This window comes from Spirosoma migulaei, from assembly GCF_054776855.1.
Genome location: NZ_BAAHBG010000001.1, coordinates 276,536 through 300,057 on the forward strand (window position 1 = coordinate 276,536; position 23,522 = coordinate 300,057).

Annotated in this window: 16 protein-coding genes and 1 pseudogene; 3 read left to right on the forward strand and 14 right to left on the reverse strand. The window is 46.5% G+C overall.

What is annotated here, in order from left to right:
• Nucleotides 1–9 precede the first annotated feature (9 nt).
• The 7 genes from ACYVGO_RS01030 to ACYVGO_RS01060 form a co-directional block, all read right to left on the reverse strand.
• Nucleotides 10–1,695, reverse strand: coding sequence for a RagB/SusD family nutrient uptake outer membrane protein (locus tag ACYVGO_RS01030; protein ID WP_142773928.1), 1,686 nt, complete (start codon nt 1,693–1,695; stop codon nt 10–12).
• A gap of 11 nt (nt 1,696–1,706) precedes the next feature.
• A complete protein-coding gene (locus ACYVGO_RS01035; protein WP_460966903.1) occupies nt 1,707–4,760 on the reverse strand; it encodes a SusC/RagA family TonB-linked outer membrane protein in 3,054 nt (1,017 codons plus the stop codon).
• Nucleotides 4,761–5,137: 377 nt separating this feature from the next.
• Nucleotides 5,138–6,367 (reverse strand): helix-turn-helix transcriptional regulator, encoded by a 1,230-nt coding sequence (locus tag ACYVGO_RS01040; RefSeq protein ID WP_460966905.1) that lies wholly within the window; start codon nt 6,365–6,367, stop codon nt 5,138–5,140.
• 85 nt (nt 6,368–6,452) lie between these two features.
• Nucleotides 6,453–6,857 carry a hypothetical protein gene (locus tag ACYVGO_RS01045; protein ID WP_460966907.1) on the reverse strand — a complete coding sequence of 135 codons (405 nt, stop codon included), beginning with the start codon at nt 6,855–6,857 and terminating at the stop codon, nt 6,453–6,455.
• 944 nt (nt 6,858–7,801) lie between these two features.
• Nucleotides 7,802–8,317: a hypothetical protein gene (locus ACYVGO_RS01050; protein ID WP_460966909.1), complete on the reverse strand. Its 516-nt coding sequence runs from the start codon at nt 8,315–8,317 to the stop codon at nt 7,802–7,804.
• A gap of 28 nt (nt 8,318–8,345) precedes the next feature.
• Complete coding sequence (locus ACYVGO_RS01055; protein ID WP_460966910.1) at nt 8,346–9,809, reverse strand: SusD/RagB family nutrient-binding outer membrane lipoprotein; 1,464 nt, start codon at nt 9,807–9,809, stop codon at nt 8,346–8,348.
• A gap of 23 nt (nt 9,810–9,832) precedes the next feature.
• Nucleotides 9,833–13,015: a SusC/RagA family TonB-linked outer membrane protein gene (locus tag ACYVGO_RS01060; protein WP_460966912.1), complete on the reverse strand. Its 3,183-nt coding sequence runs from the start codon at nt 13,013–13,015 to the stop codon at nt 9,833–9,835.
• A gap of 280 nt (nt 13,016–13,295) precedes the next feature.
• Between ACYVGO_RS01060 and ACYVGO_RS01065 the strand changes: the two genes are divergently transcribed.
• The gene (locus tag ACYVGO_RS01065; protein WP_460966914.1) at nt 13,296–13,973 is read left to right on the forward strand and encodes an outer membrane beta-barrel protein; all 678 of its coding nucleotides are present in this window, start codon (nt 13,296–13,298) and stop codon (nt 13,971–13,973) included.
• 100 nt (nt 13,974–14,073) lie between these two features.
• On the opposite strand, the gene ACYVGO_RS01070 is transcribed toward ACYVGO_RS01065, so the two are convergent.
• From ACYVGO_RS01070 to ACYVGO_RS01080, 3 genes are all read right to left on the reverse strand, one after another.
• On the reverse strand, nt 14,074–14,778 hold the full coding sequence (locus tag ACYVGO_RS01070) for a DsbA family oxidoreductase (RefSeq protein ID WP_460966916.1): 705 nt from the start codon (nt 14,776–14,778) through the stop codon (nt 14,074–14,076).
• Between the two features lie 12 nt (nt 14,779–14,790).
• Entirely contained in the window at nt 14,791–15,324 is a 534-nt protein-coding gene (locus tag ACYVGO_RS01075) for a YceI family protein (RefSeq protein ID WP_460966918.1), read from the reverse strand.
• A 141-nt stretch (nt 15,325–15,465) separates the two neighbouring features.
• Entirely contained in the window at nt 15,466–16,068 is a 603-nt protein-coding gene (locus ACYVGO_RS01080) for a TetR/AcrR family transcriptional regulator (protein ID WP_460966919.1), read from the reverse strand.
• A gap of 339 nt (nt 16,069–16,407) precedes the next feature.
• Here ACYVGO_RS01080 and ACYVGO_RS01085 point away from each other — a divergent pair, with 339 nt between their 5' ends.
• Complete coding sequence (locus tag ACYVGO_RS01085; protein WP_460966921.1) at nt 16,408–16,617, forward strand: hypothetical protein; 210 nt, start codon at nt 16,408–16,410, stop codon at nt 16,615–16,617.
• A 62-nt stretch (nt 16,618–16,679) separates the two neighbouring features.
• Here the strand turns inward: ACYVGO_RS01085 and ACYVGO_RS01090 are convergent, their stop codons facing one another.
• Both ACYVGO_RS01090 and ACYVGO_RS01095 read right to left on the reverse strand, forming a co-directional pair.
• Nucleotides 16,680–17,117 (reverse strand): response regulator, encoded by a 438-nt coding sequence (locus ACYVGO_RS01090; RefSeq protein WP_142773916.1) that lies wholly within the window; start codon nt 17,115–17,117, stop codon nt 16,680–16,682.
• Between the two features lie 133 nt (nt 17,118–17,250).
• Nucleotides 17,251–19,689 carry a PAS domain-containing sensor histidine kinase gene (locus tag ACYVGO_RS01095; protein ID WP_460966923.1) on the reverse strand — a complete coding sequence of 813 codons (2,439 nt, stop codon included), beginning with the start codon at nt 19,687–19,689 and terminating at the stop codon, nt 17,251–17,253.
• 249 nt (nt 19,690–19,938) lie between these two features.
• Here ACYVGO_RS01095 and solA point away from each other — a divergent pair, with 249 nt between their 5' ends.
• On the forward strand, nt 19,939–21,099 hold the full coding sequence (gene solA / locus ACYVGO_RS01100; protein WP_460966925.1) for an N-methyl-L-tryptophan oxidase: 1,161 nt from the start codon (nt 19,939–19,941) through the stop codon (nt 21,097–21,099).
• A gap of 94 nt (nt 21,100–21,193) precedes the next feature.
• Here the strand turns inward: solA and ACYVGO_RS01105 are convergent, their stop codons facing one another.
• Both ACYVGO_RS01105 and ACYVGO_RS01110 read right to left on the reverse strand, forming a co-directional pair.
• Nucleotides 21,194–23,350, reverse strand: a complete 2,157-nt coding sequence (locus ACYVGO_RS01105; protein WP_460966927.1) for a hybrid sensor histidine kinase/response regulator transcription factor — start codon at nt 23,348–23,350, stop codon at nt 21,194–21,196.
• 72 nt (nt 23,351–23,422) lie between these two features.
• Nucleotides 23,423–23,482, reverse strand: a pseudogene (locus tag ACYVGO_RS01110) (two-component regulator propeller domain-containing protein); the annotation flags it as partial.
• Nucleotides 23,483–23,522 lie beyond the last annotated feature (40 nt).

The following is a 23,522-nucleotide window of genomic DNA, read 5'->3' on the forward strand; positions in this document are numbered from 1 at the left end:
TTTAACTAATTAGTAGCTATCGTTTTGCTTCAGATAGCCTGGCAGGTTAGAGGCCCCATCAATTGCCGTTTGCGGGATTGGGAAAATACGCTTCTTAGGATCACTGTTCGTTTTTTCAGTCCACGTGCTCTCATATTTGCCAAATCGGATCAGATCAGTACGACGAAGGTCTTCCCAGTATAATTCAAAACCACGTTCCCGTAACAGCAGATCCAGGTTCATGGTGGTGAGGGCTGGTGGAGGAGCCGTAACCGTTCGCGCAGCTCTGACCGTATTGACATCGGCTAAAGCAGAGGCCGCATCGCCACTTTTGCGAAGTTTAGCCTCCGCGCGCATCAGGTAAATATCGGCTAATCGAAGGATCACAATATCCGCATCACCGAAATTCCGGCCACTGGCCGATTTCTTGCTGAACTCATATTTTTCAACCCGATAGCCCGTGTTGTAATTGCTTCCGGCAACCGAGAAGTCAATTTGCTCGGTAAAATTAACGGCCAGCGTAGGTTTATTGCGGGTGTCGTAAGCCAGCTTGCCTACTTTATATTTCCCATCCGGGCATTTCAAAAATACCCCATTCCGCCGAATCAAACCATATTGCTGACCGCGCAGAATGCCCCGGTTAATGTTAAAGTCGGCTTCGGCCACACACGAATCCGCCGGATTGGAGTAGATGGTCAGATTCTGTTTGTAAAAACGAGGATCTACCGATGGATCTTTAGGCGCATAAGCCGTGGCCCAACTCTGATAGTAATCAGGTGTAATGCCCGGTCCATCGGTGCCGTTAGCTGCCGGATAGGCTGGTATTGGAAACTGATCGCCCGATATTGAAAAATAGGCCATCCGGTTCGTACCATTCAGGTCGGCCCGCTGATCGACCGCAAAAATCAACTCTTTGTTGTCGTGGTTATCGGAGTTGAAGATGGAGAAGAAATCCTTCGACAGTGTGTATTGGCCTGAGGAAATAATCTTGTCGCAGTACTCAACGGCCTTGTCCATGTCTTCTGGCTTAAATGTAAACTGGGTTGCATACCGGTCGCGGTAAACCGCAGCGTTCATATACAAACGGGCCAGCAGCCCCCAAACGGCCCCTTTGGTTAACCGGCCGGGTCCAACCGTGGTTTCCAGATTGGGCTCTACCGCGAGCAATTCGGCTTTGATGTACTCAACGGCCTGATCACCCCGAAGAATGGTTGATGTAGCCCCCAGATCGTCTTTCACAAACACCAAACCGAACATATCTAATGTCAGCATGGAATAGTAGGCGCGCATTCCTCTGGCTTCGGCCAGATAGGTTTTCGTAACTGGATCTTTCAGGGTCGGTAGCGTATTGATCGCTGTAATGGATCTCGATACACCCTGCAAAATCAGGTTCCAGGTACTGTTCAGGTTAGGATCGGTACTGATGGTTGTATGCTGGTGCAGGGCTAAATAAATGCCATTATCACCCCAATCGGTACCACCCCGATACGGTAGAATCGCTTCATCCGTCGAAATTTCCTGAAGAGCGAAGTAATTGGTGTGCAGGAAAATATCGGGCAAACGGGCGTACACAGGCGCAATTATTCCATCGGCTGCCTGACGGTCGGACAAACCGGAAACCGAGGCTTCGTCCAACACGTTTTCGGCCAGATTGGTACAACCGTATATAAAGAGTACGCTAACCAGAGCCAGCGTCGAAATGACTATTTTTTTCATGACTTCTGTAATTAAAAAGTAAGGTTCAGGCCGAATACAAACGTTTTGGCTTTCGGATAGCTGAGGTAATCGATACCGTAGGACGAAATCCCGTTGATGTTCCGGTCGGTTACGTTCACTTCGGGGTCATAGCCGTCGTATTTCGTGATCACGAACAGGTTCTGACCCGTAGCCGACAGCCTGATTGCTGAAATCCACTTGCCCATGCCAATGAGTTTAGGGCTGAGGTTATAGCCTAACGAAAGGTTATTCAACCGCAGGAAAGCACCCGTTTTGAGGTATCGGCTCGAAACCGGTGCTGAATTGTTGATCGACTCATTCTGTAAGGCAATGGCCTCCGGGGTGACGTTCAGCCCTTTCGACAACCGCAACTTGTAGAAGTTCGCATTGGCCGTATTGTCATATAGCTTGTTGCCGGATACACCATTGAAATTGACCGACAGATCGAATCCTTTGTACGCCACATTCGTGTGGAAGTTAAACTGCTTCGTTGGTAAGGCGCTTCCAACGGCCAGACGGTCTTTATCGGTTATGATCCCGTCACCATCTACATCCTGAAACTTACTGATCCCCTTGTCGTCGAGACCGATAAAGTTTTTCAGGAAGAATGTCCCGATGGGCTGCCCGTTGATATAGCCATTGATGGTAGCCGATGTCAGGCCAGAACCAGAGGCAGAGCCGGAAGGGATAACCGTATACGGGGAGTTGTTAACCACGTTGTCGATGAACGTAATATTACCACCAACATCGAACCGGAAACCACTCAGGCTGGCATACCGATAGTTCAAATCCAGTTCGACACCCTGGTTGGTGATGGTCATATCGGGAACATTAGTCCAGAACGTACCTGCTGGCTGAACGGGATCAGACGGAATAACTTCCAGCAGGATGTTGTTGGAGACTTTTCGGAAATAATCAACCGAACCCGACAATCCTCCTTTGAAGAGCGAAAAATCCAGACCAAGATCCGTTTGGGTAGACACTTCCCATTGAATGTCGGGGTTGGCAAGGCGTGTATACGATGTTCCAGCCGGGTAGGGGCCTGTTGCCGTTAATGGATAACTCGCTGAAGCCGACACCTGGGAGGTAAACAGGGCCTGGGTAATTTTGGCCGGAATCTCCTGATTACCCGTTTGACCCCAGCCTGCCCGAAGTTTCAGGTCGGTGAATGGCCCTGACTTCATAAAGGCCTCTTCTGAAATCCGCCAGCCAGCCGAGAGGGAAGGAAAGACCCCGTATTTGTTGTTCGCCCCAAATTTGGACGATCCATCGGCCCGTACGGTGGCTGTCATCAGGTATTTATCCTTGTAATGATAGCTAACCCGCGAGAAAAACGATTGTAATTCATTTTCTGTAGCGAATCCACTAGGCTTGTTGTTCGCCAGCGTGAGTTCCTGACCTAAACCGGCGTTGTAAATAGGATCGATGGGGGAGATCGGAAATTTGTTGATGCTGGAGCGCCGTTCCTGCACAAAAATTTTCTGGTACGAATGCCCCAGCAATGCGGTTAGGTTATGATCCTGTTTCGCCAGTGTGTAGGTGAAATAGTTCTCAACCAAGATGTTCCGATTGGTGGTGTAGATCGACTCTAATCTTCCATCAATCAACGGTACTGCGCTGGGCAGCTGTTCCAGATCCCGCACCGCACTGGAGTTGTCGATTCCCAGATTCAGTTTGTACACCAGATCTTTGGTGATCTTGAACGAAGGGGAAAAATTGGCAATTGTCCGATTGATGGTGGTAATGTCTTTTTTCAGTGCCAGTGTAATGAGCGGATTCGTACCAGCCTGGTATTTAAAAGGCGTTCCATCGGTATCGTAGGCGGGTATCGTAGGGTTTGTCGAGATAGCGCCACCGATCAGATCCTCGGTTGGTGGCCGTTTGTTTAAGGTGTAGGTCGTATTGAGGTTAACGTCGACCGTGAGCCGATCGTCCAGAAATTTCTGCGACACATTAAGACGACCTGTGTACCGATCAAGTTTACTGCCTTTCAGAATCCCTTCCTGATTTTGAACCCCGAAAGAACCGTAGTAGGTTAATTTATTGGCACCCCCGCCAAACGATACGTTGTGGTTCTGGGTTTTGGCTGTCTGGGTTACCTCCTTCTGCCAGTCGGTCGATCCTTTGAAATCTTCCAGAACGCCACCCACTGCCGGAACCTGCTGGCGGTATTCATCGGCTGAAAACACAGGTAAGGCTCGGGTCAGATTTGAGATACCGAAACTGGATGAAAGCGTGAAGTTAGACGAACCCGCTTTTCCCTTTTTGGTTGTAATCAGTACAACGCCATTCGCACCGCGCGAACCGTAAATAGCTGTTGCCGATGCATCTTTCAACACATCGATGGACTCAATATCCTGCGGATTTAAAAAATTCAGTGGGTTGGTTGCTCCACCCGTGCTTGAATTATCTAATGCGATACCATCCAGTACGAAAAGAGGAGTACTACCTGTTCGAACACCGCCAGGTCCACGGATCGTAATATTCTGGCTACCACCAGGTTCACCACTGGTAGAAGTGACATTGACCCCGGCTACCTTTCCCTGTAAAAGTTGTTCGGGTGAGTTGATGATCCCCCGGTTGAAATCGGCGCTTTTAATCGACTTCACCGAACCCGTCATATCCTTCTGGGAAGCGCTGCCATAACCAATAACGACAACCTGAGAAAGTTCAGAGGCCGACGCTTTCAACGCTACATTGATGGTGGTTTGATTGCCTACCGGAACGTCCTGAGAAACAAAGCCAATGAAGCCAAATACCAGAACTGCATTGCCGTTTGGTACGGCAATTTTGTAGTCTCCGTTTGCATCGGTGGTGGTTCCTTTCTGGCTACCTTTCAGCACAACAGTACAGCCAGCGAGTGCTTCGTTGGTTGTTGCATCTGTAACCCGTCCGCTGATGGTTATGTCTGCCGACGGGTTTTCGGTACGGGACTCAGTCGTTTTCGTGATTGTCGATGAAGGACTTTTCCCCTCAACAGCGAGTGAGGTGAAGGCGAACAGAAAACAGAAAAAAAAGCTCCATTTACGCGTAAATGGAGGAGGGGAGGAGTAAAAAAGCATCATAGTGTAAAAATGAATTAAGGGTGCAAAGCTCAGATCTTCCTGCTGGATATCAATTGAGCGGATCAAATATTAAAAATAAATTAACATATCCATACTAGATATATAAAATAATGAAAAACGTAACCCACGGTTTTGTCAGCTAATAGTGTTTTTAATCTACTATTATTGAGTCAGTTAAGTAGATTGGTTGATTTGAAAGAGTACAAAATGACATTGTTCTGTGACCAAATTGCTATTCTTGCTCCATAGTTAGTTACGTATAGAATGCCGTAAATTTTTCTATTAAATCCGACGATTTGATCAGTTCATCGGTGTTTAGCATGGGTTGCCGGTACCGTCTATACGGAGGCATGACACTTCCTTACAGAGGCTGGATTCTAATTTTCATCGGCTGGGCTGGAGCAATTGTAATTGGGAGTGTCCTGCATTGAGCGCCGGAATTCACTTGGTGTTTGCCCGGTTGCCTGCTTAAACGCTTTATTGAAGGAAACTTTATTATTGAAACCGACTTGGTAGGCCACCTCGATGATGTTCAGTTGCTGGCGGGGCACCTGCCGTAATAGCTCCCTGGCTTCGTTCACCCGTAAAGAATTAATATACTCAAAGAAGCTCATACCCAATTGTTCGTTAAGTACCTGCGAGAGATGGTGGCGACTAATGTTGAGCCGGTCGGCTACTGTCTCTAACCGCAACTCATTGTCGTGATAAAGCTGCTCGGTACGCATAAGTCCCTGAAGCTGTTGAGCAAACTGGCGGGCCACATGTGCCGGTAAGCCCGAATGCCGATACCGGACCTCTGGCTCTGGAATGGATGTGCGGGTACTAACTGGGCCTGATCTCGCCGTTGATGCTGTCGAAATCGACGAAGTCAAGGTGCTCAACTCAGTAAGCGGTAGTTGACTGGTCTGAAAAATATGGGGCTGTACATAAGCCAATACGGCCACCAGACCTATAAAAATGGCCATACTCAGCGAAATAGCATAGTCCCATTCCCGGTTAAAAAACGGCATATCAACCAACAGATAATAGGACCAGTTAGCCACCACAAAGCCTAGATAACAGAAACTGAACCAGCGAGCCCACCGGGCAACCTCCTGCAGGGTTTGGAAGGATGGCTGGAGCCGGATAATGGCAATAGCGTACAGAGAAAGGTGGACTAGAACAAGCCACGGGAGGCCCTTGTAGAAATAGCGGTAATAAGAAAAGGGAGGAGATTGACTTAGTGAATCTGGTAATATAGCGTCTACCAGAAGTATGAAAAAATGTGCGCTGAAAGCAATTAGGAACGGAAGGAAATGGATCAATCGGGAGCGGAACGGAATAGGCTGGTGTAGTAATTCTTTAAGATAAAAATAGAACAATACCCCAAATGAGAGAAAGAGCAGCTCCGCCAGCCGATTCAGGACAGGGAAATACTGTAGATAATGACTCCAATAGAGTACATAATAAACTAATACGATTGAAAATAGCACCAGAATCGCTACAACGTAGCGAATCTGGTGCCTGCGCTGACCAGCCTGTTTTAGGAGCAGAGGTGCCAGAAATAGCCCTAAAAAAGCTATGAGCGCAAAAGCTGTTGTCCACTGATCGAGGTCGGGTTTGTTCATTAGAAAGGTAAAGCCAATAAGGTAAAGTCTGGAATAATCCGTTAGAGCAGCATAGCTGCACACTACCAAGTGAAGCTTGCTTACACTACAATACAGTGATAGAGCGTGTAAATGTTGTTGGCTGTTTAGTCATGATTTTAATCTCACGAATTTCCATCTCCAGCCCATTGGATATTTTTAGTTTGTAGTCGCCATCGGCTAAATCTGTTATATCGAGGCTAAGGCGTGCAATTGTTTCTCCGGTATCCAGGATTTGATCGTAATACAATTTTCCACGTTGGTCGAGGAGCTGGAGAGATACGCGCCCTTCCAGATCTTTATTGACATTAATGCGTAATTTCTTGCCATCGGCAGTTAAATAAGCACCCACCTGATAATGAGCTAGTTTAGTAGGGTGGTCTTTCTTAGTTGCCTGCGGTTTTTCTGGCGTTTCAAGTGTAAAGAAACTAATGCTGCATAGCAGTAAAAGAGGCATGACAAAGGTGTTCATAGTAGTGTTGTAGAAAAGAGGTTATAACTAGTTTAATTTTTGCTTTATGACCTAAAGACAAGTGAATGATACGATGTTTGGTTTTTTTTGTATAAATGGTCAGTATAGTCCAAGAACGGTAATGACGTAAAAATGCGAGTATAAAAGGAGAGTTTAGTGCCTTTAATTCGACATAGTATGCCTGGAAGTTTCTTGCACAATCGAATGTTGTTACATGTAAAATACTGCCTATTAAAACCAGAGGAATCTATAACGAGTGAAGTAATTATTTTTATTTAATTAATTGATTTTTAGCTATTTGACTTGAAGGATGGGTAGCGTTTAAACAATCCAAAATATTATTTGTGCCATTAGCTAATATTTTGGTCATTAGTTTGCCTGGCCAGATGAATAAGCCTACTCATTTGTTGGGTAGAAAATTGACTAATAGTGACCTATTTATGAAAAATAAAGGTCTATATTGACCAAAATGAAGGTGATCAAATGATAAATTAGGTAAGGCGATAATTTATTGAGTTATATACTTTTCACTTAATAATATATTTTATTATTTTATTTTGGAGTTAGCTATTATTTGCAGAATTATACGATGAAGCGTAATTCTTTTTACTACAGAGGCACAGAGGCTAAAGAGCTAAACGTAATGGTTGTTATTCTGCGGCCTATATACCAAAAAAACTAGCTTGAAAATACGATAGTTTGCTATGAAAAATTTATTTTTTTATAGAGGTGTGATATTATAAAATTATAGCCACATAAAGTGTATCAGGTATTTATTAATAGAACGCCTGTTTTAGATTTTTTGGAATGAATATATAAAAAAATTTGCCATTTCGGCTTTAGAAGAAATCTTGAGTTTATAGTAATAAAACTCAAGATTTCTTCTAAAGTCGAAATGGCAAAATCGACAATGACGGGTTTGGTATTAGAATCTTGCGAGCCTGCTAAGCCAAAATACGTACCCGAACCGGTTCCGGAACGATTTGCGTGCCATCGTCCAACGTGACCAGAAACAGAAACTGGATTTCGGTGTAGTTCGGCAGTGCTACCGGTGCCGTAGCCACCGTTGGGTACTTTGTCTTGAAAGCTGCCAGCGTTGTGGTAAATACGGCCGTGGTGCCGGTACCCGCTATGGGCGCTGCGTTGTAGGCGCTGGTGGCTGTGGCCGCATTCAGAGTGGCTACATTGATCCCCGTGGCCCCACCCACAATCCTGGTAATCTCCTTAATTGTACGACCACTTGACGCCGGAATCGATAAAGTGAACTCAATAGGGCCACCAGCTGCTATCGAGGTAGTAATAAAGGGGTTAAATCCGTAGGTTGTTGTGCCCGGAAACGATACCGGAATTGCCGGACGATTATCCCGCACCAGATCGCTATAAATATAATCGTCTTTACAGGAGAAGCTGCTACCGGCCAACAAGACCAGAAACAAGCCTTTTATAAGATATTTTTTCATTCAAGCTAGCGTTTGACGTCTACAAATATTAATCGACATCCCACCAAACGCGAACGTTTGATTGGGGAGCTGGATTGGGGAAATTCGGATTGCGCTGAATTTCGTTGTTGATGTAAACAGCCCGAACAGGACGTGTTCCATCGATACCTGCTGCATTCTGGGAGGGTTGCAGAACCGGGTAGCCCGTCCGGCGATAGTCGTTCCAGAGTTCCAGCCCATTCCCTGTAAAGGCGATGTATTTCTGGGTGATCACCTGCGCAATTTTCTCTTCCGTGGTTCCAGCCAGGGTAGCCACGGTTGGGTTAGCGGTGAAGTAAGCCGCGATTTGATCGGCGGTAAGGCCAGCCAGGGTCATCGACGCGGTAATGCCTTCTTTGTAAAGTGCTTGTGGATCGCCAGGGGTACCCAGCCGGAGGGCGGCTTCGGCCAGAATGAAAGCCCGCTGGAAGTTGGTAATTAAGCGAACCGGTCCTTCTCCGCTGTTGCCCGTTACATATTTATTGTAACGCGACCAGTTCGTTACGGGCGAAGGTAGTGTACCCCGAAACCCATTGTCGATGGTGACGTAGTTGGCTGCGGGTTTGGTAAAGAAGAGCGGCAGGCGTGGATCATTCAGGCTGTTGAGCAGATTCAGGTAACGCGTACTTAGAATAATATCGTCTTTAAAGGTGCTCACAACGGTGTACGTATAGCGGGGATCCTGACTGCCCACACTTGCTCCAAAGGTAAAATTCATATCGCCACTATTGGTGTTTATGTAGTTATTTCCTGTCAGCACTTCATTGATTACGCTGGTGGCCAGCGCTGGCTCTTTGCGGCTAATGGTCATGGCAAATTTCAATAGCAGTGTGTTACCTGCCCGTTTCCATTTGGCCAGATCGCCCCCGTAAATAAGGTCGTCCGCGCCTGGCTTTACGGCCGATGTGGCATCGAGATCCCTGATACCTTCGCGGACCAGATCGAACAGACTCTGAATGCCCAACGTAGCATTTCCCTTGTAGATGTCCTCCTGTTTATCCAGACGAGGAGCGGTAAATGTTTCGCCCTGTAAAGCCTGGGAATACGGCACATCGCCCCAAAAGTCGGTGGCAATGCTGAAGGTATACGCCTTCATGATCTTGGCAATTCCCGAATAAGCTTTCGCGTTATTGGCATCTGCCAGTTCAATCAATTTCTGATAGTTTACCAGCCCACCTCCGTAGAGCTCAAAGCGCCACTGGTTTTCCATATCCGCCCCGTTGGTCTGGAAAATATCGTAGTTCTGTGGGTTATTAGCGGCTCCGGCCAATTGTTGAACCAGCGTGGAGGCAAAGCGATTTAGCTCATTGGCGTTGGCAAACGCCGTACCTGCCTGAGCACCCGGTAACAATACCGCTGGGGTAACTGAAGTAGGATTGTTGGGTGTTACGTTAACGTCCAGGAACTGGCTACAGGCACCCAATCCCAGAAAAAGAGGGATGAGCAGATAGCTTTTATAATCTATGAATTTCATGAGTCAGTCGAGTGGAAAAGTGATTAGAACGTGAGTCGAATGTTACCCCCAAAGTTGCGCGTGTTGGGAGGGCCGTTGAGGTCAAGTCCCTGAATGTTACCAGCACCCTGGGTATTGATCTCAGGATCGGCGGGGAAGTTGGGCGCGTAGAAGTATAGATTCCGGCCACTTACACCCACCGAAATCGAGCCGAAAGGAGTTTTACCCAGTAAGCTCTTCGGCAGCGTGTAGTTTAAGGCCACTTCACGCAGTCGGTACACCGTAGCATCGAATACAGCTGCTTCCGAAGCCAATCCACCAAGGGCTAAATTCCAGTATACCTGAGAGCTTAACTGAATATTATTTGGCCTGAAGGTGCCATCGGCATTCTGGATAACACCGGGCAAAATGCGGGGCTGATCGCGGTCGATACCTGTAACGTAGAGGGTGCCGTTAGCGCGGGCGTCGGTCACGCTGAAGGAGTACAACTGACCACCCTGCCGGGTGTCAACTAGTACCGACAACGCCAGGCCTTTGTAGGAAAAGGTGTTGGTCAAACCTGCCGTGTAGTTAGGCTGCGGGTTCGAGATAACTGAATTGGAAATGCCTGGCGCGAATTGTCCAGAGGTTCCGTTAATAACATTCTGACCTGCATACTGACCGGTTGGATCATAATAGAGGCCGGTTGGATCCGTACTTTGCACCCGTGCATTGGCCGTTCCAACCACCACGCCGTACGGATACCCTTCGTAAATAGACGGGATGATGCCCGTGAATGCATTGGCACCTGAACCAACCAGATTCGTTGCTGAGCTACCCACATTTGACGACTTGACACCCGGCGCAATTGAAATGACCTTGTTGCGAATAAGCGTATAGTTCAGGGTAGCATCCCATTTAAAGCCACCAATACGAATTGGTGTGGCATTCAGAACCAGTTCAACGCCCTGATTACGCAACTCCCCAACGTTGGTTGTCCGGGTGTCATACCCCGTTGAGTTGGAAATGGCTACGTTGAAAATTTGATTTCTACTGTGCGAATCGAAGTAAGAAGCATCGATACTCAGTCGGTTCTTGAAGAATCCCAGGTTGATGCCCACTTCATAGGATGTAACAAACTCAGGTGTCAGGTTATTGTTGCCAATCCGGTTGCTCACAACAAAGCCGGGAATACTCCCTCCATTCACCTGCAAGGGAAAGGTAATGCTGGCGGTGTTGTTCCCGTAAGCGGCTGTTGTATACACGGAATTCAGCAGGTAAGGATCTGCATCACGACCTACCTTGGCAATGCTGGCACGAACTTTAGCGTACGAAAGCACATCTGAGTTGAGCTTGAAGGCATCGGTAGGAACAAAACTAACCGAGGCTGAAGGATAGAAATACGTATTGCTCGCTTTGGGTAGGGTAGAAGACTGATCGGCCCGACCGGACAATTCAAGGAATAGATAGTTGTTGTAATTCAGCGATAACTGACCATAGTAGCCAACTAGTCGGCGAAGGGTGGAAAATTCTCCGCTAGCCGTAAAGACAGAGCCATTGCCAACATTATAGAAACCTGGAATGGTAAGCGAAGCGGCATCGACTAACGTTTCCTGCGATTTTCGCTGATTGATGTTATTGCCCAGTAGCAGGTTTGCATTCAGACCTTCCAGAAATAAATTGTCTTTACGCGCCGAAATCAATAAATCCCCGTTCAGCTCATTTCGAAAGAAGTTGTCCTGGGAAATTTCGCCTAAAGGAGAGCGCCCTGCGCCAATTGGCAGGATCAGTTTACGGCGATCTGTGTAGGTGTCGCCCGTTACCCGGTAGGCTACGTTCAGCCACTTGGTAATGTCGTAGCTGATCTGGAAATTGCCGAAAAACCGGTCGACCTGGCTATCGAGCCGCTCGTTATTTACACTCCATTCCGGATTATTGCTGGTTGTGGAATAATAAATACTTTTCCCATTCGCATCCTGATAAGGCTCGCCGGGCAGATTATAACTGCGGGGAATACGGGTGATCTGGCCGAAAGCACTGGCACCATTCCCTCCCGGAATACCCGTCGATACGGTTTGGACATAAGTGCCCGTTCCACTAATCTTCAGGCCATTTTGCAGACGTGATTCCCCCCCAAGCTGGACATTGGTTCGGTTAAACTTCGAGTTTTGGATGACCCCGTTTTGAAGGGTATTCCCAATAGCAAGAATATAGTTTCGGGTAGCATCACCCGAGGCAATATTGACCGAATTCTGGATGATGCTCCCTTGCTTGTAGAAGTCTTTGACGTTGTTTGGATAAGCCTGATAAGGCACCACTAATCCTTGTGTGTTCGTAACCGAGGTAGGTCCACCAGCAAAGGCTGGCCCCCATGAGTTGGCCGAATTAGCCGTAAACAGGTTATTGGCTCCCTGCCCGTAGTCGTTTTGGAATTTGGGAAGGCCATAGATAGTCTGGACGTTGTAGGATGAATTGACGGTTACTTCCGTCTTGTTGTTCTGGTTCCGCCCCGATTTAGTGGTAATTACAATAGCGCCCGCTGAAGCTCTCGAACCATAGAGCACGGCCGCTGCGGGACCTTTCAGTACGTTGACCGACTCGATGCTTTCCGGGTTGATATCGGCTAGTCGGTTGGAGGGCTGGGTACCAAAGAGGGTGTTCTGTGTGAGATTAACATCATTGCTGAAGATAATTCCATCGACCACAATCAGTGGCTGGTTGCTGCCCGTAAAGGAAGTAATTCCGCGAATGTTGATGTTGGTTGAGGCCCCTGGTGCTCCACTGGCGCTGGTAATGCTAACCCCGGCAAGTTTACCCTGGAGTGCATTAAGCAGGTTCGGTTCAGAGCGTTGAGCCAGAATATTGCCGCCTACTTCCTGGGTAGCATACCCCAGCGATCGCTTGTCACGTTCAATGCCCTGGGCCGTTACCACAATTTCGTCCAGGCTCTGGGCCCCACTGACCAGGGCTATATTAATAGTGGATTGACTCCCTACTGAAACTTCCTGGCTGGTGTAACCAATAAAACTGAAGATCAGTCGAGCGCTGGATGGGACGCTGATTTTATAGGCTCCATTGGCATCCGTTGTCGTGCCGCGGGTTGTTCCTTTTATCTGAACACTTACACCGGGTAAGGTTAACCCGTCTTCTGATGAGGTGACGCGGCCACTTATGTTTACCTCCTGTGCCATCGCTGGTAGCGAAAGAAGGAATATAAATAGCCAACAACCTGGTAGACTGTTTTTCATGTTTGAGTAGAGCTAGAATACATAGAGAAGTTGACACTAAAGCAACTTTGCCAAATGACGGGGGATGATTTCTGAATTTGGGTAATCCCGATAAAGATTAACTCTTTTTGCCGCCTGAGTAGAAACACCAGGTCGTTGTTAATTGCCTGAAAGTCATTAGCTAATACGTAGTTTTAGCTCGTAATTAGAAGGCGATTAAAAATTGGAGTTGGCAACATAAATTACAGGGTTTTGTGTTAATTTGGGCACCGTAAACGTATGAATCGAAACCCTCAACCCTATGAAAATCACCTCTCTCTTTATTCTCGTCTGGCTAAGTATACTATGCATACTAAGCCCTGCTTTTGGCCAACGTAAATTCTCCCTTGCAGTAAGTTTAGGGTATAGTCAGAGTCATAGCGATTATAAAAGCATTGTTCCAATACCTGACCCAATTACGCAGCTATCACCAACAGAACTAGTTGCCTCTTCGAACGGTAAGGGATATGGCTTTGGACTCTTAGTTCGCTATGCGTTTTCGCCAAAATGGTCGGTAAATGCAGGGATTGCAGCAGGCCAGAGTCTGTCGGCAAAAGGTTGTTTTTCTCAGAATGGGAATGAGATTCCGGTTAATTACACCAATACGCATCGGAATGAATTTGCGTATAGTATACCCGTTCAGATTAATTATCAATCATCGACCAAACGACTCTCTCCCTATTTTTCGGTAGGGGCATCACTGGGGTTTCGTGCAAAGAGCTATGTTGACTTGGGGAACGGTCAGGAGGTGGCGGTGAAATTTGGTGAGCCCGTAACCATTACGCCAGGGGTGGGCGTAGGCCTCATTTATCGACTGAATGAACATTACTCGTTACTTGTTCAACCAGGCTTTAGTTATAATGTGCAAGCACACCCAACGTATGTGTATTATCATGCGTATTCTGTGGGGCTGAGCACGCAGCTATTATATACTTTTTAATGAACAATTACTAATGAACAATGGATAATGAATAACGAATCAATGTAATGTAGATCGTTATTCATTATCCATTGTTCATTAGTAATTGACTAACAGAGGGTTAACATGCTTCACCTGGTGTACAGGTTGGGCCGTCGGCTGCTTCTGAGGCAACTACAGGATTGGTTTTCTCCCAGTCTGACCAGGCTTTATTGAGGGCACCTAAGAACGTTTCGGGTTGCTGAGCGCCTGAAACGGCGTACCGGCGATCCAGCACAAAGAAGGGAACACCCCGAGCACCTACTTGCTGGGCTTCGTAAATATCCCGACTTACCGCTTCTGCAAACTGATTACTATTGAGCAATTGCTCAACGTCAGTGGCATCCAGGCCAATTTCAGTGCCCAGTTCAAGCAGGGTTGCGTGGTCTGATGTATTGCGACCTTCGGTAAAATACGCCCGGAATAGGCGTTCTTCGGCGGCATCGCCCAGGCCGTGCTGTTTGGCCAGTTGGATGAGTCGGTGCGCATCCCATGAGTTTGCCACAACGGCTTTGTCAAAGTCGTACGATAGGCCAACTTCGCTGGCCATGGCTGTAACCCGGTCGTTCATGCGTTTAGCTTCATCCAGGCTCCAGCCCTTTATATCTGCCAGGTACTGGTTAATGTTTTTGCCCGGTTCTGTTTTCATGTCCGGGTTAAGCTGGAAGCTTTTCCAGACAACATTTACCTGGTCTTTATGGGGAAACTGATTGAGTGCGTTCTCAAACTTCCGTTTGCCAATGTAGCAAAAGGGGCACATCACGTCACTCCAGATTTCTACGTCCATTGTTCGTTTAGGTTAAGCAGCCTGAGCCAGCTGAATATTCGCAATCAATTTGATGTCTTCGCCGAGAGCCAATCCACCGGTTTCGGTGAGCGCATTATGGGTCAGGCCGAATTCTTTCCGGTTAATCTTACCGGTAACCTCAAATCCCAGCTTTTTGTTGCCGTGCATATCGTTGGCTGCTCCACCATATTCTGCCTTCAGGGTTACGGGTTTGGTAACTCCTTTCATGGTTAATTCGCCTGTTAGTGTGTATTCATCATCGTCCACTTTCTTGAAGGAGGTCGATTTGAAGGCAATTTTAGGATAGGTATCCGCATCAAAAAAATCAGCTGACTTCAGGTGATTATCCCGCATTTCCTGATTGGTATCCACACTGGCTACGTCCAGGGAAAAATGAACTTCGGCATCGTCGAAATCGTCGTGGGCTGTGGTAGCGCCCCCTTCAAAATTCCGGAATGTGCCGGTTACAGTGGAGATAACGAGGTGTTTTACCTTGAACTGTACTTCGGAGTGCATTGGGTCTACGACCCAGTTTGTAGTTGCCATACTTGTAATTGATTAATTTAGGTTTGTAACTGATTGATTGTCTGACTCTTTTTTCGGTTTTTGTACTAAAGAAATTACTCGTTTAGCAGTTTTTTTAATGGTGGTATAAATACTAACACTGTTAGGGTAAGGATAAAAAAATTAGCCGTTTAGTGCTTTGATAAACCCACTGATTGCGTCCTGAAGCACAAGTTGACTCCATGGATTCGTGGATGCATTTCGGTCAATCATCTGAATTGATACCAATCCGTGCAAAATAGACCAATACGTGTGGAACTTCAGAAAGGCATTGACCTGAGGCTGTTTGCTTTGACTAATGGCTTCCTGAATCACCCCAACCAGCACATCCGAGAATTGCTTCATTTCAGCAACCTGATTGACCTGCTCGCACTGAGGAATGCCCAACCCAAACATGAGTTGGTAATACTCTTTATTCGCAAAAGCAAAGCTCCAGTATCCTTTTGCAATTGCTTCCAGTTGCAGACTGGCTTCTGGCTGGCTGTCTCGTTGCCGTGTAACCTCCTCGGTTAGTAGGCTGAATCCTTCTCGGGTGAATTCCTGTAGAATAGCGTCCTTGTTCTCAAAATGACTGTAGATCACCGGGACACTATACTCAATGGCGTCGGCAATTTTACGGATAGAGAGTGCCTGCCAGCCTTCTTCCAGAACCAGCTGCCAGGCTGCCTGTAAAATGCTGGTTTTTACTTCTACTTTTTGGCGTTGCCTACGCTCTAGAATTCCCATTTTGGGGTGCTGTTAGTATCTATAACAGTGTTAACTATTCTATCATATAGAAAGTTCAAGCAACTATCTTTTTAGCTAATCCAGATATAATGCCTTTATGGGGCAAACTAGTAGTATCAAGTGAGCGGCCGTACCCCTTGTTTAGTTATAAAGCAAGTGGAAGGGTTTATGAAAGTGAAGCTGAACGGGATAGTAAAGTTTGGGGCTATACCCATTGCTTTCTGGGCATACTCCTGTTGCTCTTTTGCATTGGAAGATTCCTAAAAATCCTTTTTCCTTTTTCTATGAGTCCTTTTGCCAAGTTATCTTTGGGGAAATAATGTAAAAGCACAGGAAATTATGAACCCGGAAATGAAGTCTGTACTTAGCGAACTAATTGCTGAGCTGGAAGTGCTTCGCCTGAAGACAAACAGCTTAGTGGGCCATGTAGATGGGAGTCATCCAGATGCCCGTCAGATCACGGAGGCTACAGGGTTTATCCAGGATGCCATTAGGAGCCTGCAAAAAATTGGATTTGGCCTGGAATCTGAAACCAGCTATGATGATTAAGCCTGGTTCTGAAAGTAGCTATTCGTCCTCCGATTTTGAGCCTATTTTGATCAGGCAGCCTATTAGTCATTGGAATGCCTGACATCCAGCAGCGTAACCGTCTCGAACCAGTACGTTTTTAAGTTACTCAAATACGTTTTCCAATCTGAGTAACTAAATGGCTTTACTGTAAATGAAGACGCTCCATAGGAGTAAGCCCGTTCTACTAACTGAGCCGTTTTACTGGCTGAGAGTACTACTACCGGTAAGATGCGCCCTTTTGGATGGGCGCGTAATAGCGTCAAAAAGTCTAATCCGTCAACCTTGTCCTGTAAGTCAATATCGAGTAATACAATTTTGGGCCCTTTGCCTTCCAATTCTTCAATGTACCGTTTCGCTTCTTCGAAACTACTTACATGAATAAAAGAAGCTTCAGCAAAGCTGGATTGGGCAGCCTTAGTTAATATCTCGGCTACATTGGGGTCATCATCGACCAATAAAATTGGAAACTGATTGGGCATATAAACAATCAAACAAAATTAAGTTCAACTAATATTTTTAGGCTTTACTGTTCTGATAGCTACATGTTTACGCTGTAGTTAGGCTGAAAGAGGCAGTAAAGTCCACATGTGCAACTTACGATTACCCGTGGATTTATATCGGAAAATACAAACTAAAGGTGGCACCTTGCCCCAGTTTACTATGTGCCGTAATGGCACCACCATGGTTAGCAACTACTTTCTCGCAAATGGCCAGTCCAATACCTGTTCCCGCAAATTCACTTTTGTTATGTAGTCGCTGGAAGACCTGAAAAATACGATCTACATATTTTTCATCAAAACCAATTCCGTTGTCAGATACATCAATACGATGGTAATTTGATGTGATCCGGGTTGGCTTTATAGAAAGTGGAAGTTCGTTTGTGGCTATAAGCTGGGCCCGGACATGAACTAAAGGGGGCCTATCCGTTCGGCGAAACTTCAATGCATTACTGAGCAGATTCTGAAATAATTGCTCGAGCTGAGATTTGTCGCCGTGAATTCTTGGTAATGAATCAACGGTCACAAGCGCACCTGTTTCCTGTATACGAAGGTCTAGATCACTCAAAACGCTGCTGAGCACCCCATTCAGGGATACTAATGAAGAAACTTCCTGCCGGGTGGAGATTCTGGAAAAACTTAGTAAGTCCTTAATCAGGTTCGACATTCGGCTGGCTGCCGCCTGCATCCGTTCCAGGTAACCGATGCCATCCCCTAATTGGCTGGCATACTGGCTTTTCAGCAGATCGCCAAATTGTTGTACTTTTCGCAACGGCTCCTGTAAGTCATGGCTGGCAACGTAAGCGAATCGTTGTAAATTCTCATTGGACCGGCTAAACAATTGATTGGCTTCCTCTAGCTCTTCGTTGGTAGCCGCGTATTCTTCATTAGTAGCTGCCAGTTCTTCATTAATTGCCGAAAGCTCTTCATTGGTGGCGGCTAGTTCTTCAGTTCGTTCCTGCACCTGCTGCTCTAGTGCGAGTTGTAACTGACGTTGCGTAGTAATGTCCTGCGCAGTACCTGTGAGCGTTAGAGGTTTGCCATCCGTATCATAAAATACCTGGGCCTGGGCATGAATAATACGTATCTGCCCGGTGAGCCGGTTGATAATTGGGTGCTCATTCTCGTAATAACCTGATGAGCCTGGCGCAACAGTAGCGGCTATGGCATCCGCAACAGACTGACGATAGTCATCGGGCAGTGGATTGTAGGCTTCATCCATACTTTTGGTCGATTCGGAGAAGCCGAGCCAATCCATAAATCGCTTTGAATAACTAAATATGCCTGTTTCAATGTCCAGACTCCAGGTAGCCAGTTCAGCCAGCTCAATAGCGCCAAGCAGCGCAGCTTCTGTTTTTTCTACCTGTTGCTTGGCCAAAATTAAGTCTGTTATCTCGGCGGCCGTGTTCATTACACCATATACCTGGCCAGCCGCGTTATAGAGCGGTGTAAAGCTGTAGTTGAAATAGTAAGGCTGTAATTTCCCATCTATAGTAATATCTACCCGTTGATTCTTCGCGTGGAAAGGAGTACCTGTAGAATATACGCTATCTAGTTGGTCATAGATGTTTTGATTAGCCAACTCCGGTAAGATTTGGGAATACAACTTACCAACCACCTCGTCGCCCTTTCCCCAGACCGATTTAATGGACTGATTGGCAAACTGGATCTGCATTTGACGGCCCACGTAAACCCCAATTGGGAAGGGGGCACTTTCGATCAGGCTACGCATTTGGGCTTCGCTGTCTTCAAGTCGTTGCCGGGAAAGAACCTGATCCGTAATGTCCTGAACAACGCCAATAACATCCTGGGCATTACCTGATTCATCAAAAATATACGTGCCAAGCATGCGGATCCAATGAACGGAGTCATCCTGCCAGATAAATCGAACTTCATATCGAATTTTTCCTGTCAGTAACCCATCAGCAAAGGCTTTCTGCCGAATAGAGCGATCATCGGGGTGTATAAAACTAGTTAGTTTTGTATGATCAAAGCGGGTGGTTTCCTGCCCTGTCAGGATTTTAGCCAGTAACGCTTTATACGTTAAGTAGCCGGTTGCCAGATGAAGATGAAACGTGCCAATGCCGGCGGCTTCATTCGCTAATTGATCGAACTGCTCAGACGTGGCTAAATGCGCTTGTTGCTGAATCTGAAGAGTTACATCCTGGGCAATACCCGAAAGTCGCTGAGGCACTCCTGCTTGATCAATATAGGCTTTGCCCTTGCAATTCAACCAACGTGACGGCGTGTGGTCGGTTCCGAGGGTACGGAAAAGTACGTCATAGAGTCCATCCGACTGTGCAGTGAGTGCCTGTTGTATGGCCGCGTTTACCCGATCCTGATCATCAGGATGGATTCGACTCAGTACCTGCTGGAACGGAAGGGTGTCTTTACCCGGGAAGTTGAATAATTCCTGACAACGATCATTCCAGCGAACGAGTTGAGTGCTCGAATTAAGATCCCAGGTGCCAATACCGGCAGCCTGTAAAGTAAATTGTAACCGCTCAAGTTCTGCGGCCATGTCCTGATCGAAGGGCTTTTGCTCGTCGGTCATTGATTACACAGTGATTACAAGTAAATTTATCTTGGTGAATAACTAGATATAGAAAGTAAGGTTTTACGTTTAAGGAAAACCGGTACTTGAAAGTTTGCTTATTTAACGTTTGGTGTAAACGTAGTAGCTACTTCTTTTATTCCTTATTTTCATCTGATTTTGTTCCACAGCTCCTCTTTTAACGAGGACTTTTTGGGGTTATTAACCATTCGGTGTTTATTCGTCAGTAAATACAGACGGTGACGCTTTATGATTCTTGATGCGATTGTAGTTGGGTTGGGGGCAATGGGCAGCGCTGCCATTTACCAGCTTTCTAAACAGACACCCTACGTGCTGGGTATTGATCAGTTTAGGCCACCTCATACGTTGGGATCCACGCATGGGGAAACCCGAATTACCCGACAGGCCATTGGCGAAGGCGTTTATTTTGTACCATTGGCGTTGCGGTCCTATCAAATCTGGCGAGAGTTAGAACAACGTACGGGCGAGCAACTACTAACCATTACAGGTGGCCTGTTTATTGGTAAAGAGCAGTCGGATGTGCAAACCCGCCATAAACCCGGTTGGCTCCGAACAACAATTGACGCGGCTAAAACCTATGGCATCGCTCATCGGATTCTGGATACCGCGACACTTCGGCACGAGTTTCCTCAAATCAGGACTAGCCCGGATGATATTGGCTATTATGAAGAGGAAGCTGGCTTTCTGAATCCTGAACGCTACCTTTCTGTGCAACTTGATCAGGCCATCCGCAATGGAGCATCCATCCGAACCAACGAGCGAATGGTATCCTATGAATGGAAGGACGGAGTGCTTACCGTTCGGACTGACCACACTACTTATCAGACCCGGAAGTTAATTCTTACGACTGGTTCCTGGATAAGCGAATCGCTCCGGGATACACCTTTTGCTGATTTGCTTCGGGTGTACCGACAGGTTCTGTACTGGTTCGACATTCAGGATAACTACCAGCACTATACGCCCGACCGGATGCCGGTCTTTATTCTGAACGATCGGGAAGTGTATGGTTTTCCGGCAGTTGGTGGTCCGGCTGGCGGGCTTAAACTAGCAACAGAAGTATATGCTCAGCCTACTTCGCCCCAGTCGGTGAATCGTGAAGTGAGTGAGGCCGAGACACACGCGATGTACGAACGGTTTGTTGCGCCTAATTTTGTAGGAATTGGGCCTGGCTGTGTTAAGTCGGCAGTTTGTTTATATACCATGACGCCCAATGGCGATTTTATCATTGACCAGCATCCGGCTAATCCCCATGTACTGCTGGCTTCTGCCTGTTCGGGTCATGGGTTTAAGCATTCAGCTGCCGTTGGCCAAATTTTAGCGGAATTGGCCCTACAGGAACAGACCATGTTTGATATCCAGGCGTTTCGATTGGCTAGTTTTGATCGCTAATTCTTTGGGTTTAGCGTTAGCTTACCAGCTACAAAATCATACAAAGCCTCTAATCGTAGTCGTTGCGGCAACGTTCGTAAATGATGAGAATACCTTATTCGATGTTGTTTTCGGTGCCCGCTTGTTGCAGCAGTTGTTTAGGGGTTATGTTGTAGTGATTTCGAAAACACTTGGTAAAATAGGAAGGGCTATCAAAGCCAACCAGCACGGCGGTTTCGGCTACTGTATTGCCTTTGCGGAGAAAAGACAGTGAGCGTTTCAATCGATAGTTTCGGATAAGCTCATTGGGCAGCATGGTAGTGAGCGTTTTTGTTTTTCGGTGCAGTGTATAGCGACTCATGCCAATGTCATTTGCCAGTTCTTCTACTCCATAAGCTGAATCATCCAATTTAGCGTCGATGCATGCGTAGAGTTTTGCCAGAAAAGGATCGACGATCGTTAGTTGCATGTCGTCCTGATCAATTTTGATAAAACTCTTGCGGATCAACTCCCGTAATAGCTTTTGTCTTTCCAGCAGGTTTCGGATTCGTAGTTGCAGCTCGGGCAATAAAAACGGTTTGGTCAGGTAATCATCGGCACCTACTGATAAGCCTTCTAATCGACTTTCGACAGATGATTTGGCCGTCAGCAATATGAGGGGAATATGGTTTGTCCGGACATCTGCTTTCAACGTCTGGCAGAGCGTGTAGCCGTCCATTTCCGGCATAAGCACATCGCTGATTATTAAATCGGGAAGTTGTGAGACAGCCTGAGCCAGCCCGACAACTCCGTTTTTAGCCCATATGAATTGATAAGTTGTGGGCAGACAGTCAATGATAAGAGTGGCCATATCTGGGTTGTCTTCAACCAGCAGCACAATAGGTACCGCTTCTGATCGGCTTTCTCGTATATCGAGCGCTTTATCAATAGGACCTGTTAACGGTTCAACCTGCCGATAAGGCAACTGAAGGGTTATAGTGGTTCCATGTTGGTTCGTTAACGAGTCCACTTCGCTGTCTATCCGAATTGTTCCTTGCTGCAAGTCTACCAGTTCTTTCACCAGTGCCAATCCAATGCCCGTACCTTCATGGGTACGGGTCGACGACGTATCTGCCTGAACAAAACGCTCGAAAACAGCCGCTATTTTTTCGGAAGGTATGCCAATTCCGTTATCGGCAATTACCAGCGTGATACCGTTCGCTGCGTTAAGCTGGACAGTTACGTTTCCACCCGTTGGAGTAAATTTCAGGGCATTCGATACCAGATTATATATAATTCGTTCGAGTAACGAAGCGTCGAATAGATAATCGCTCGTTGCCTGATTATGATAGGTTAGTTCAACCCCTTTTTGGTTAGCCAACTCAGTAAATGAGTCGAGAATTTGCCCGATAAATACTCCTGGATTACCGCGTGATTCATGTACCTCCATAGCGCTGGCTTCGATCTTCGAGAGATCCAGTAACTGATTGATGAGCCGTAGTAACTGATTCGCATTTTGCTCAATGGAAGCTAGCTGACGAGCATATTTAGTTTGACTCAACTCATTGATCAAGTAGTGTGTGGGGGCTATTATTAATGTAAGTGGGGTTTTAAATTCGTGGGTTATATTGGTGAAAAAACGGGTTTTAATTTCGTCGATATTCTTAAGCTGCTGGGCTTCTTTTATCGTTAATTCTACCTCATTCTGTTTTAGAATTACGGACTGTTGTAGCTGCAATCGGTTAGCATAGGTTCGGAATATGCCGTAAAGTAAGGCTACGAGTAAAAGTCCGTATATCGTATACGCCCACCAGGTGGCCCATAGGGGTGGATGAATCTTGATCCTGAATGTTCGTACGTGTTTACTCCAGACCCCGGACGAATTGGACGCATTGATAAACAGGGTATAGTATCCTGGCTTTAGATCGGTATAGCTTGCCATTGGCCGATTGACAACGATCCAATCAGCATCCAATCCTTCCATGCGGTATCGATATCTGGTCTTTTTTTCTTTGTTGTACTGTAAAGATGCAAACTCAAAATTCAGGTAATTCTGATTAGACAGTAAGGAGAGTTCAGAAAGGGCATGGATGGGCAATTCGCCCAGTGGTGAGCCCTTTCCAGGTTCAATTTGGCGGTTGTTAATCTGTATGCCCGTTAGTTCAACCCTGGGTTGAAACGTGTCGTTTTTGACCTGAGAAGGATTAAACGTTGTAATCCCTTCTATTCCACCCAGAATAATTCGGTCATCCGGCAATTGCAGAATATGATGCCGATTAAATTCATTGGCCATCAGCCCGTCTTCGATAGTATAGTTCTGTACCTGGAAGGTTTGTCTATTGAATCGGCAGATTCCCTTATTGGTGGCAACCCACAGATTCCCCTGCCGGTCGGGAATGGCCGAATAAATAACATTATTGGGCAGGCATTTTGGTAGAGGACGAAGGAGTTTACTCTTTCATTCA

Coding starts and splice junctions, on each gene's coding strand:
- ACYVGO_RS01030 (WP_142773928.1), bottom strand. CDS start 1,695: ATGAAAAAAATAGTCATTTCGACGCTGGCTCTGGTTAGCGTACTCTTT.
- ACYVGO_RS01035 (WP_460966903.1), bottom strand. CDS start 4,760: ATGATGCTTTTTTACTCCTCCCCTCCTCCATTTACGCGTAAATGGAGC.
- ACYVGO_RS01040 (WP_460966905.1), bottom strand. CDS start 6,367: ATGAACAAACCCGACCTCGATCAGTGGACAACAGCTTTTGCGCTCATA.
- ACYVGO_RS01045 (WP_460966907.1), bottom strand. CDS start 6,857: ATGAACACCTTTGTCATGCCTCTTTTACTGCTATGCAGCATTAGTTTC.
- ACYVGO_RS01050 (WP_460966909.1), bottom strand. CDS start 8,317: ATGAAAAAATATCTTATAAAAGGCTTGTTTCTGGTCTTGTTGGCCGGT.
- ACYVGO_RS01055 (WP_460966910.1), bottom strand. CDS start 9,809: ATGAAATTCATAGATTATAAAAGCTATCTGCTCATCCCTCTTTTTCTG.
- ACYVGO_RS01060 (WP_460966912.1), bottom strand. CDS start 13,015: ATGAAAAACAGTCTACCAGGTTGTTGGCTATTTATATTCCTTCTTTCG.
- ACYVGO_RS01065 (WP_460966914.1), top strand. CDS start 13,296: ATGAAAATCACCTCTCTCTTTATTCTCGTCTGGCTAAGTATACTATGC.
- ACYVGO_RS01070 (WP_460966916.1), bottom strand. CDS start 14,778: ATGGACGTAGAAATCTGGAGTGACGTGATGTGCCCCTTTTGCTACATT.
- ACYVGO_RS01075 (WP_460966918.1), bottom strand. CDS start 15,324: ATGGCAACTACAAACTGGGTCGTAGACCCAATGCACTCCGAAGTACAG.
- ACYVGO_RS01080 (WP_460966919.1), bottom strand. CDS start 16,068: ATGGGAATTCTAGAGCGTAGGCAACGCCAAAAAGTAGAAGTAAAAACC.
- ACYVGO_RS01085 (WP_460966921.1), top strand. CDS start 16,408: ATGAACCCGGAAATGAAGTCTGTACTTAGCGAACTAATTGCTGAGCTG.
- ACYVGO_RS01090 (WP_142773916.1), bottom strand. CDS start 17,117: ATGCCCAATCAGTTTCCAATTTTATTGGTCGATGATGACCCCAATGTA.
- ACYVGO_RS01095 (WP_460966923.1), bottom strand. CDS start 19,689: ATGACCGACGAGCAAAAGCCCTTCGATCAGGACATGGCCGCAGAACTT.
- solA (WP_460966925.1), top strand. CDS start 19,939: ATGATTCTTGATGCGATTGTAGTTGGGTTGGGGGCAATGGGCAGCGCT.
- ACYVGO_RS01105 (WP_460966927.1), bottom strand. CDS start 23,350: ATGGCCAATGAATTTAATCGGCATCATATTCTGCAATTGCCGGATGAC.